The sequence below is a fragment of the Paenibacillus nicotianae genome (assembly GCF_042681745.1).
In the GTDB taxonomy this organism is placed as follows: Bacteria; Bacillota; Bacilli; order Paenibacillales; family Paenibacillaceae; genus Saccharibacillus; species Saccharibacillus nicotianae.
Genome location: NZ_JBHUGF010000010.1, coordinates 2,418,830 through 2,430,774, shown reverse-complemented (window position 1 = coordinate 2,430,774; position 11,945 = coordinate 2,418,830). Strand labels below are relative to the sequence as shown.

Below are 11,945 nucleotides of genomic sequence, written 5' to 3'. Positions count from 1 at the left end.
GAGCGGAGGGAGTTTATGAGACAGCAGTTATCTTTAATGGATGCTTTGACCGATCGGCGTGATAAAGGTCGCTTAGTATGGATTTTTAATATTGGAGCTGAATCGGTCTGGCATAATATCAGTAAAGGAGTGAGTGATCCCCAAGAACAAGAAGTAGTCAATCGAATAGAAGAGATGAATCTTTTACTCTGTCGTAAGCAGGATATTATGATTTTACGTAAACAACCAGACCCGGATTATCTAGATATGTTGGAAAATCTGGGTTTTGAGTTACCTCGAATCGAGATTCCTGAAGGGGAAAGTGATGATCCTTTTGTATCGATATCGCAATTGATTTTGCAAGATGAAGCATTGTTAGAACGTTTGCAATTATACGGTATGCAAGGGCGCGCCGCTTACGAAGAAACGTATCTTGTTCCTTATGCAGTCACGCAGTGGGAAGAAGAAATTGCGCATACTTGTGAGATTCCATATATCGGAGCGCCTTCGGATATCTGTAAATTAGTCAATGACAAAATATTTAGTCGTCAGGCAGCTATTGAATTAGGATTCCCTGTCAGTAGCGGAACTGTATGTGCGACAGTAGAAGAGATTAGACGTGAGTGTTTGGCGATAGGTACGGCTGATGCCGATGCGCAAATTATTATTAAAGAACCGTATGGCGCTTCTGGCAAAGGCTTGTATTTATTACAGGGCACACAAAAGCTGGATGCGACGCTCAGTGTAATGAGTCGTTTTGCACGCAAGCAGAACAATCCTGATCAAGCATGGTTAGTAGAACGCTGGCACAAAAAGCAAATGGATTTGAATTATCAAATTTATATTCATCCTGATGGTGATGTAGAAGTCTTTTCACTAAAACGTCAGATTGTAGATGGAACAGTCTATATTGGTTCTTATATGCCTTCAGGAGTAAGCGAATCGATTCGTCAGCAATCCCGTCAATATGCGATGGAATTAGGGCACTATTTATACGAAAAGCAGTATCGTGGTATAGCTTCGATAGATGCTTTTATCGATGAAAGTGGTGAGTTGATTCCTGTTATTGAAATTAACGGGCGTTTTACGTTATCCACGTATATTTCATTATTACCGCAAGTGTTTGGACTTAGAATATTTCGTTCTCGTTATTTCCGGCATATTACGAAAGAGCGGTTAACGTATCAAGCTCTTTGTCAGACGTTGGAAGAGCATGATCTGTTGTATACGTCTTTGCATCCATTTGGCGTATGGATTTATACAGCAGGTACATTATCGGCAAGTAAAACGACCAGCGGGTATAACAATCGGATTTTTGCGATTGTGATTGCAGATACTCAAAAAGAAGCACAACGACTGGAAGAACAATTGGAGCACGTTATTGCTGGATTATAACCACATGATCGTTAACGATATGTCAAAGGAGGCACAACGATGGAAGTAAGTGAACAACAGGTTGTACCATTGCTTGCTCAAGTGTTAAAAATGGCTCCAGGCGATCTGGAAAATTTACAGCCTGACGATGATTTGCGGGAGTATGGTCTTAATTCATTATCGGCAGTCGAATTAATCGTAGAGTTAGAAAACCATCTGAATATCATGATTGATGATGATAATCTACTATTGGAAGAATTATCGACGTTACGCCGAATCGAAAATATATTAGCTCAGTATGTTTAAAAGGTCATTATCCAAACAAGTTTTGCCTGAAACAGTAGGAGCGCCAGGACAGCATTGCTTTTATGCTAGCCTGCACGCTTTGCTACTGCGTCATGGTGTATATACCGATGAAGCCGATTTGTATTTTCTGTGTAACGGGTTGTCGATCTCGTACAAAGGAAATTTCGATTCATTCGGTCTACGTCCGATGGCGGATTTGTTATCTCAATGGTCAGCCAATACCCAAGTCGAAGTAAAACATGTCACTATTGATCCTTCGTTATCTAAGCGAAATGATTTTTTGATTTTACAGGATTGGTCTAATGCATTGGAAAATGGTAAAAGTATTCTTTTGCATTTACAAAGTGGTTGTCTAAATTTCCATCCGGTGTATCAAAATAACCCGAGTAAAGGGCATGTTATTCAGTTATACGGGTTAGATATGAAGCAAGATGAAGCGTATGTATCGGATCACTTTTTGTTAGAAGAGTCAGGGCATGTGCTTAGTTATAGTGGCAAAACCAATCTGACTTTATTGCTAGAAGGAATATTAGAATATGCCTATCTCAATGGCAATCCAGCAGAAGAATTGAGTGTGAAGCAAGTGATTCAAGCTTGTGATCTTCATTTAGAGCAGTTTTTGCAGGAAAGTTGGTCTGCGTATGCTGTCTTATTCTGCGATCTGGATCGCTTATTGGAAATGGATGATGAACAATTTCGAGCAAGTTGCGATACATTATATTATCAATTACGGATTGAGAGCTTGATGCATTTACTGCAATATACCGAACAGTTTATTAGTCGGTATGAAGGATTGATGGGCAGTGAGCATCATACCGAGCAATTGCGATCAGATCTTCATGAACTCAGACAAACATGGAAAAGACATTTGCTTCAACTGTATAAAATAGGCTTACGTGTGAATCGCAATAAGTTACCTGAATATATTCAACATAGCCTGCGTTTGTTAGCCGAATTAAAAGCGGTATTAGAACGAATGAGAATGACGGTGAACCATATCCGTCTATAGGGAATAGGCAACATGAAGGAGGTCGTGTCATCTGTCTGCTATCACATTAAACCAACTATCCAAGACGTTTGAATATTACAAAAAAGAACCCGGCTTACGCAAATCTTTTTCCAATTTATTTAAAAGGGAAAAGTTGCATAAAGAAGCAGTGATCGATCTGAGTTTTGATATTGACGAAGGCGAAATTGTAGGCTTTCTAGGACCCAATGGAGCAGGAAAAACTACCACACTCAAAATGTTATCCGGTATTCTACATCCCAGTGATGGAGAAGCTTCAGTACTCGGATATACGCCGTGGGAACGTAAAAAAGAATTTAAACGTCAGTTCTCGATTGTGATGGGTCAAAAAAATCAATTGTGGTGGGACTTACCTGCAAGCGATTCGTTTGAACTCAACAAATTAATCTATGATCTGGACGATACAGAATATAAGCGCACACTGGATGAACTGGTCGAATTGCTCGGTGTGGGTGAACAATTACATGTACAAGTACGCCGTCTGTCGCTAGGCGAACGGATGAAAATGGAATTGATTGCTTCGCTACTTCATCGTCCCAAAGTCATTTTGCTCGATGAACCGACCATCGGACTCGATATTATTTCTCAAAGTAAAATTAGGCAATTTTTCAAAACATATAATCAGACGTACAATACAACGATTTTGTTAACCAGTCATTATATGCGCGATATTGAAGATTTGTGTTCACGAACGATGATTATTAATCATGGACAACTGGTCTACGATGGTGATCTGAAAAGTGTAAATGATGTGATCGGTTCTTGGAAATTACTCAAAATCCAACTGTCAGCACCGGTATCAGAGCTATCTTTAAATGGATACGGTAAAATCCGTTCTCGATCTGAATTGGAAGTCGTTTTTGAACTTAGCAAACACGATGTATTACGCAAATCCAAAGAAATACTGGATCATTTACCAGTGATCGATTTTACGATAGAAGATATTCCTTTAGAAGAAGGGATTGCGATTCTGTACGAAAAAGGTGGATTGCCCCATGCCCAATAAAGTATATCGCAAAATTTTACATATGGGGATTCAGAATGAAATGGAATATCGAACCAACTATTGGATTCAACTGGTCAGTTTTTTGGTACCGATGATGACCCAGTTTTTTTTATGGTTAGCGATTTTTCAATCATCCGGTCAGGGAACGATTGTAGGTTATACATTTCAAGAAATGCTGATCTATATTATTATGGCAGCGGTAACAGGTAAATTAGTAGCAGCCGGATTTGAATACGAGATTGCCGGAGATATCAAAGAAGGCGGATTAGGCAAATTTTTGGTACAACCGTTAAATTATTTTGCATATCGCATTTTGAAATTTCTTGGAGCCAAAGCTGTCCAATCTATTCTGGTGATAGTCTTTGCAGCGGTCGTATTGATCTGGTTACGGATCGCTATGCAGGTTCCTGTCGGTTGGGATAGTGCACTACGTTATCTTATTGCTTTACCTGGCGCTCTTTTACTGAACTTTGTAATCTACTATGCACTTAGTGGTATTGCTTTTTGGCTGACCGAATCGACAGGATTATTTTATACGTTATCGTTAATTATTTATATTGCGAGTGGCAGTGTATTTCCATTAACGATTTTTGGAGAAACGATCGCCAAGTTATTAGGAATGTTGCCTTTTTCGTATATCGTCTTTTTCCCAGTCAATATGATTACAGGTAAATTAACTCCGACAGAAGCTTTAACAGGTATCGGAATGCAATGGTTATGGATCGTTGTTATTTTGCTGGTGGCTAGATGGGTGTGGAGCTCAGGAGTACGCCGTTATGTAGCGGTGGGAGGATAATGATATGCAAATGATCTGGAAAGAAGCAAGGCGCTATTCACGCATTTATGGACGATTTATGAAATTCTCTGTGATGTCGCAAATGGAATATCGTACTAACTTTATTACAGCTTTTCTGATTGAGACTGCGTATCTACTGATCAAGCTATTATATGCGATTCTGCCTTATCAGGTAGGAACCGATATTAATGGCTGGTCGCCGGATGCGATTTTGTTATATGTAGGCGTATTTACGATTATGAGTGGATTGTATAGTGGGTTGTTTTTTACTAATTTTACGCAGTTACCGGATAAAGTCCGTACGGGTTCACTGGATGTATTGATTACAAAGCCCATCTCGTTACAATTTGCTGTTACTTTACGTCAATTTGAATTAGGGTATACGATTCCAAATGTGGTCGGTGGCGCTATTATGGTGGCGATTGGATGGAGTCGTATAGGCTTGCCTGTAGACTTTTATCATGTAGGCGGATTTATCTTTTTTATCGCTATCGGAGTATTAATTGCTTATTCGGTATTTCTGTTGCCTCAATTACTTGCTTTTTGGACAGTACAGACCACAGGAGTCACCGATATGTCGAACAGCGTTTTTGAAACGAATTATGTACCGATGGCTGTCTATAATCGTATTATTCAGCGTTTGGGAACCTTTTTATTGCCTGTATTTGTGATTTGTAATTTTCCGCCTATGTTTGTGATGGGTGCTTTGAATCCAGGTATGATCTGGTGGGCATTGCTTGCGCCAGTCTGGTTGTTAATTATTATTCGTGTGATCTGGAGTTATGCTTTGCGTCATTATTCCAGTGCCAGTCAATAAGGGTCTACAAATAAAGGAGGAATACATATGACAGAACGTGTTGGTAACCAGCCATTACTACACATGGGTGCTTTTGAAGCGGAACTGTACTGGCGTGAAGATGATCTAGCTACCTTACCAGCTTTACCGGATAAAGAAGCAGAGAAAATAGTTACAGCTATGGATGAACTGCTATTTACTTTTTGTCATCCTGGAGATTTGCTGTTTACTCGGTATGCGATTGAGCCGGCGCAGCGTCAATATATTCAACAATTGGGATTCAGCGTATATGGCAATACGCAAGATTTGGAAATGGATGCAGCCAAAATCAAAGATCATATTCTAGCAGGGCAAGATCAGACGATGGCAGGCATCAATCGCTTGAGCGCAGGCAAACAAGCCGGAATGTCTGCACGTCCTGTATCTGTGTTTCAATGGATGCAAGAACAAGATCAACAGCTAACCGATCCATTTCCACTGTCTACGATGACCTTATCGCCATTTGCATGGATTCCTCATATTCAAGAGATGAATCAACGCTTTGGTATCGGTTATCATGCTCCTGATCTGGAAGTCGTCAAAAGAGTCAATACCAAACATTACTCTGCTCAAATGAAACAAAAACTAAATTTGAGCGGTGTAGGGGTATTGGTGGAGAGTAGTGAAGAACTGGTTGAAAAAGGAAGCGAATGGTTGAATGAAGGGTCTTTTTTAATCAAAGACAATTACGGGGTATCCGGCAAAGGCAATATGCTGATCGATTCTCCTGAACTTCTGGTGCGGATCGGTCATGGTCTGCATAAGCAAGAAGAAAAAGGCAAAAAAGTTCAATTTCTAATCGAGAAATATCTGCAAAAAGAACGTGATTTCTCATGCCAATTCTATATCGATCCGCAAGGCAATATTGAAATGCTGTCTGTTCAATGGTTGGCTAACTCGCAATTTGCTTATCGCGAATCGCTTTCTCCTGATCCTGCTTTTATGATGCGACTTGAACAAGAAGGTTATTTTGTATTGATGGAGCAGATCGGTAAGCAATTGTATCAAGATGGTTATTTTGGACACGTCTGTATTGATTCTATGGTGTTGCAAGATGGTAGTCTTGAGCCAATGGTAGAGATCAATGCTCGCAAATCAATGAGCCTGATCAAGCACCAGATGGATCAATATCTGCGTACGTATGGATTAGTAGGTAATATGACCAACTATAATGTCTCCCATACTGGTGAAGTCTCTCATGAGCAATTGCTTCATCTGTTAGAACAAGCGAATCTGCTCTATCTGCCGAATCGCCAACAGGGTATTATCCCGTTAACATCAGCAGCTTTGCATGTGAATCATCACTTCCGCAATGACAACAAAAAGCACAAAGGCAGAATCTACCTTTCGGTTGTAGCCAGTCACGACTATATTAAGCAACAACTACTAACCCAATTTGAACAACTGCTAGAAACGAACCAATTTAGCATATTAAATTAAACCCAACTCATATCGAATTTTAAAAGTATAGTTCTTTTCTTCACCATCCTATGATTGGAAGGATTTGATGATCATGACTGTAACGATACTGTGCTCTGGTTTTGGATTAGGCTTTTATACACCTGGTTTACTGGTAGAAGCAAGCTTAAAGCGTATGGGTATTCCAACAGACGTTCTTGTTTTTGAAAATGTAATGCAATCCGATCAATTGCAAAAAGTAGATAAAAGCCGACAAGCATATCACGCTAACTTTTCGGTTGCCTTGATGTCTCAACGGATTCCGCAAGATATCCGTAAAAGTATGGACGACGAGCAGATTACAACTCTATTACAGCAGTGGGAAGCGGAAGGAAGGCAACATTTTATTTGTTTATCAGGGCATTGGATCTACATTTTAGATCGCTATCGGGAGCAAGTAGGCGAAGCCAATATTCATGTGGATTTATTATATCTGGATGTAGTCGATTCTCCATCCTGGAAAAGTGTACGTAAACGATTAGGTCAGCTCCATGAGAGTTATCATGAAGTCTGGCTATTTGGTCATGGACAACAAGAGATGTATACCTATATTGATATTCCTTTATCCGACCCGGTTATTCCATATAGTCAAAGGCAACATCGACTACTGGTGCATGGCGGTGGTTGGGGAATGGGGACGTATCGTGAACGAATTGCTGAATTAGAACAAGTCGGTTATGGACTGGATATTATTTTGTACGATCAAGATGAACGCGGTCATTCAGAACAAGGACAACGTTATTACCGAATGAATCCAGAGTGGCGTACATGGCAACAAAATGAACAGGGTAAGCATACATTTCCACCGCTAGGAGAAGTTCAAGAAGATCAATCGGTACAGTATGAATCACGAGCAGAATACCATATTTTGTGCGAGATTGAACGCAATGTACAAGCGATTGTGAGCAAGCCCGGTGGAGGCACATTAGCGGATTCTTTTGCACTTAGTACTCCGATTATCTTTCTGGAACCATTTGGTGAACATGAAGCTCAGAATGCAGCGCAATGGGAAAAATATGGATTCGGATTATCGTATGAACGCTGGATGAGTGAATATGGTGGAGGTACAGATATTTTAGAGCAGATGCACCAGCAATTACTGCAAGCACGTCAGCAATTTCCAGCGTACGCAGACGAATATATTCAACGTCATATGCAGCTCCTTCATCCTACGATAGCGAAAGGTACATTATGATGAAGTCTTCTGAAATGAGTATCAGGCAATCGATGACAGAGACAGATGAACATATTCTGGCGGCTCAAGTCAGCCATCATCCAGAAGCAACTGTCAAGTTAGGTATTCTAGGATGCTCTGGAATCGTTCCACGCGCTGTACTTGATCCTGCACCTTATGTCGATGGACTGGAAATTGTAGGTGTTGCTAATCGTACATTATCCAAAGCAGAATCGTTAGCAGAACATTATGGCATTGCGACTATTTATAACAGTTTGGACGAGTTGTTAGCTGATCCTCAATTGGATGCTGTATATATAGGGCTGAGTAATGAACTTCATGCAACATGGATTCGCAAAGCGTTATCCGCAGGCAAACATGTGCTAGTCGAGAAACCACTTTGTTTGTACCCGGAAGAATTGCCGATCATGAGTGCGGCGGCGCAACATTACGGATTGCAATTGATCGAAGGGCTTATGGTTGCACATCATCCCTGGCAACATACATTGCGTGAATTGATACAGTCTGGCGAATATGGAAATTTGATTCGTACAGTTACCCAGCTTACGATTCCTGCCAAAGACAATCATCAGGATAATTATCGTAGCCATCCAGAGCAAGGCGGAGGGTGTTTCTGGGATTTGGGCTGTTACTGGCTCCAATTTTTGCAACAGGTGATTGGTATACAACATAGCGAATTTGATGGACATTCACTGTTTGATGGCCCGAATGGATGTGATTGGACATTTGAAGCGCAAGCCAGACTTGCTCATGGAGTGACAGCAGAAGCGATATTCTCTTTTGAAAAGCCATATAGTAGCCGTCATGTGATTTACCTTGAACACGCTACAATAACGATCAATGACTTTTTCCGTTGTAATCTAGGCTTTTACAAATTGAAGTTAAAGATTGCTTTGCTGGACAATGGACAAGAAACAGGTGAGGTTCGTTATCATACGTTTGAGCCTATGAATTATTATGTAAATCAATTGCGCTTTTTTCGTGATGTAATTCATCATCCGTCTCATCATCACTCATTAGATGAATCGGTAGAACGGATTCATCTACTTTCTCATATTCATGCGACTGCCAAAGCCAAAAGTGTTATATCTTGAGTCAAAGGAGATGAACATAGATGAGTCATTTATCCGAGCACGATCCTTTACATGAAGCATTACAACAGTATCCAACCCCTTTTTATTATTACAATGGAGATCAATTAGCCGCTCATATTCAATCGTTTCAACAAATGCTACATCCCAAAGTTCAATTGCATTATGCATTAAAAGCTAACAACAATATAGCGATAGCTGGTCTTTTGCGTGAATGGGGTTGTCATATTGAGATCGCTTCATTGGGAGAATTGCGTTTAGCAGAAGCGGCAGGGTATTTACCGGAAGAGATTATTTATACAGGTCCCGGTAAAAGCGAAAAAGAATTACGCACCGCGATGGCTCATCAGATTTATTGTATTAATATCGAATCACTGGCGGAGTTAGAAACGATCCATCAGATTGCTACAGAATATGATCGCAAAGTGCAAATAGGGATTCGGGTGAATCCAGATGGAGCAGGAATCGGTGGATCATCCATTCAGATGGCAGGAGTAGCCCGTCCATTTGGAATCGATGAGTCTCAACTTGAACAAGTATTTGAGCGTGCTGCAGAGATGCCTTATATTCAAGTGATCGGTATTCAAGTATATGCCGGTACACAGATTATGGATGCAGAAGTATTGCTGAGTAATTTTAGATATACATTATCTTTAGCAGCGCAACTTCAAGCTCGATATCCGGTTCAACTGGATATTGTAAATCTGGGTGGTGGATTTGGAGTTCCTTACTTTTCCCATGAACATCCGCTGGATATGGAATATGTGATGCAACAACTGACATCGCTGATAGACGAATATAGTGTTCATCTTCCGCATAGTTCTTTTATTATCGAAAGTGGTCGCTATTTATTAGCCGCCGCTGGAATCTATGTCTGTCAGGCGCAATATACCAAAGTATCCAAAGGCGAACATTTCGTTATTGTTGATGGTGGGATGCATCATCATGCAGGAGCTACATTTCGAGGTAGACGGCCACGCAACAATTATCCAATCGAAATTATTCCAAGACATCATATAATAGATGCAGAGCAGACACAGATTACCAGTATAGTAGGGCCTTTGTGTACACCGGATGATTGTTTATTCAAAAATGTAGAATTGCCTGTTATCCATGCTGGTGATTACATATGTATTTTGCAATCCGGTGCTTATGGATTAACATACAGCCCTATTCAGTTTTTAGGGCACGCTACACCTGCTGAAGTACTATATTATAAAGGCAAATCGTATTTAATTCGTGAGCAAGGTGCTCCTGAAGATTTGTTACTGCGCCAGCAAAATATCATACCTTCTACAGAATGGACGGCGGTTCCATGATCAAATCTACTACGTATTCTTATACCCATGATGAATTATCGTTAGCCCGTCAATCTGATCAGTATGATGCGCAGAAGATATTGCCTTTAGCCAAACCATTTGTGAAAGGATATCAGTATCTGGGCTATGCGCTATCTGTTATTATGACTCATGAAGAGTCGTTGCCCTGGGTATATCATCAATTTATCCAGTTGAGCTCTCCTAATTACCAGTGGGTTGATTTTTACCATCCACATGACTTTAGCGATTATCCCTGGTTAGAAACAAACGAGACCGATTGTGCCGATCTGAATGCAGAGCAATTGATTCATACATGGATTCAACTTATTAATGAAGAAAAGTATCTGGTTATGTTTATTGATGAATATTATTTGTCTCATACTGCTTTTTATCAAGAAGAGCATTATTCTCATGATATTATGCTACATGGGTATAATTTGGAGAAAGGTGTATTCTGGGCGAGCGGATACAATCGTGATTTTCAATATGGGGAGTATTCTATTCCTATCGAAGAATTGCTTGCGGCTCACTTTTCATTTCAAGAATCGCATAAGCGTCTCATTACGATTCGATATCAACAAGCACCTGTACATTCTCCCAAAGTGATCGCTGTCGTTGTGGCATTAGAAGGTCTTATCGAACAATTACAAGACTATGTAGATTCTCGCCCTTCTTCTTGGAGACGAAATGATATTCAACAAGCCAGTGCTCACTTTTATGGAATGGAAATCTATAATATTTTACAAAATAGTATTCAGAACTTTATCGATAATCGTATCAAAGCAGATATTCGAGCATTTCATATCTGGTACGAGCACAAAGAAGCTATGGAGCAACGATTACTATATTTGATGCAAAATGTAACCGGCTTATCAGAGATAGTAGACCAACATCCTGACCTTATGCCATCGCTCAAAGAACTTACTCGCAAAGCGACTATTATTCGTAATCTATTGCTCAAATACAATCGAAGTCACAATATAGCTAGCTTGGAGCGTGCTTCAGAATTGCTATACACGATGCGTGGTGAAGAAGAAGTAGCATTACAGACAATGCTTACTATACTTCAACAAAGTATTCAGCCAGTATCTGTATTGGAACAATCGCGTGAGTTAAAACGGCGTGTAGTGGATCGTCAGCTACGCAAAACCGTCGCAGATCGCTTGATCATCTTCGATCAATTAGAAAAGCTAGATCATCCTAATGAATGGATAGAAATTATGCTGATTATCGATCAACAGCTATGGGAGCAATTAGCTCAGACCGATTCGGTACGGACAGACCGTCTAATCGTATTCTGGTGTGAGTTGCTTCAAAGCAAACCGTGGGTAGCCAGTCAATACGATACATTGCGTAATGTAGTAGAGCGAATGCAGACCGTTGCACAAGACGAGCAAGTCAAAGCTCAGTTGGACTACTGGCATACAACAATGACTGCTATTCGTTCTCAATAAGTTATGACTTTATCTCCAAGCATTATGACTTGAGATGTACAGATGATAACAACAAAATCATAAATAAAGCCGTAGGACTCTCTAATCGTTAAGAGAATCCTACGG

General features: G+C 40.3%; 11 protein-coding genes. All 11 read left to right on the top strand.

Translation table 11 applies throughout. From position 1 onward, the window contains the following. Window positions 1-15 precede the first annotated feature (15 nt). The 11 genes from ACFSGI_RS14850 (at window position 16) to ACFSGI_RS14800 (ending at window position 11,840) form a co-directional block, all read left to right on the top strand. The gene (locus ACFSGI_RS14850; RefSeq protein WP_204824871.1) at window positions 16-1,374 is read left to right on the top strand and encodes a preATP grasp domain-containing protein; all 1,359 of its coding nucleotides are present in this window, start codon (window positions 16-18) and stop codon (window positions 1,372-1,374) included. A gap of 39 nt (window positions 1,375-1,413) precedes the next feature. Further along, a complete protein-coding gene (locus ACFSGI_RS14845) occupies window positions 1,414-1,659 on the top strand; it encodes an acyl carrier protein (RefSeq protein ID WP_204824870.1) in 246 nt (81 codons plus the stop codon). Next, window positions 1,652-2,668, top strand: coding sequence for a BtrH N-terminal domain-containing protein (locus tag ACFSGI_RS14840; protein WP_204824869.1), 1,017 nt, complete (start codon window positions 1,652-1,654; stop codon window positions 2,666-2,668). The genes ACFSGI_RS14845 and ACFSGI_RS14840 overlap by 8 nt, the downstream gene beginning before the upstream one ends. A gap of 31 nt (window positions 2,669-2,699) precedes the next feature. Then, window positions 2,700-3,692, top strand: a complete 993-nt coding sequence (locus ACFSGI_RS14835) for an ABC transporter ATP-binding protein (protein ID WP_204825039.1) — start codon at window positions 2,700-2,702, stop codon at window positions 3,690-3,692. Continuing rightward, window positions 3,682-4,488, top strand: a complete 807-nt coding sequence (locus ACFSGI_RS14830; protein ID WP_204824868.1) for an ABC transporter permease — start codon at window positions 3,682-3,684, stop codon at window positions 4,486-4,488. The genes ACFSGI_RS14835 and ACFSGI_RS14830 overlap by 11 nt, the downstream gene beginning before the upstream one ends. A gap of 4 nt (window positions 4,489-4,492) precedes the next feature. Continuing rightward, window positions 4,493-5,305 (top strand): ABC transporter permease, encoded by an 813-nt coding sequence (locus ACFSGI_RS14825; protein ID WP_204824867.1) that lies wholly within the window; start codon window positions 4,493-4,495, stop codon window positions 5,303-5,305. Window positions 5,306-5,332: 27 nt separating this feature from the next. After that, on the top strand, window positions 5,333-6,763 hold the full coding sequence (locus ACFSGI_RS14820) for an ATP-grasp domain-containing protein (RefSeq protein ID WP_204824866.1): 1,431 nt from the start codon (window positions 5,333-5,335) through the stop codon (window positions 6,761-6,763). 73 nt (window positions 6,764-6,836) lie between these two features. After that, the gene (locus ACFSGI_RS14815; RefSeq protein ID WP_204824865.1) at window positions 6,837-7,976 is read left to right on the top strand and encodes a UDP-glucuronosyltransferase; all 1,140 of its coding nucleotides are present in this window, start codon (window positions 6,837-6,839) and stop codon (window positions 7,974-7,976) included. A gap of 14 nt (window positions 7,977-7,990) precedes the next feature. Continuing rightward, window positions 7,991-9,070 (top strand): Gfo/Idh/MocA family protein, encoded by a 1,080-nt coding sequence (locus ACFSGI_RS14810; RefSeq protein ID WP_379283540.1) that lies wholly within the window; start codon window positions 7,991-7,993, stop codon window positions 9,068-9,070. A 20-nt stretch (window positions 9,071-9,090) separates the two neighbouring features. Beyond that, window positions 9,091-10,386 carry a type III PLP-dependent enzyme gene (locus ACFSGI_RS14805; protein WP_204824864.1) on the top strand — a complete coding sequence of 432 codons (1,296 nt, stop codon included), beginning with the start codon at window positions 9,091-9,093 and terminating at the stop codon, window positions 10,384-10,386. Beyond that, window positions 10,383-11,840 carry a hypothetical protein gene (locus ACFSGI_RS14800; RefSeq protein WP_204824863.1) on the top strand — a complete coding sequence of 486 codons (1,458 nt, stop codon included), beginning with the start codon at window positions 10,383-10,385 and terminating at the stop codon, window positions 11,838-11,840. The genes ACFSGI_RS14805 and ACFSGI_RS14800 overlap by 4 nt, the downstream gene beginning before the upstream one ends. Window positions 11,841-11,945: the final 105 nt, after the last annotated feature.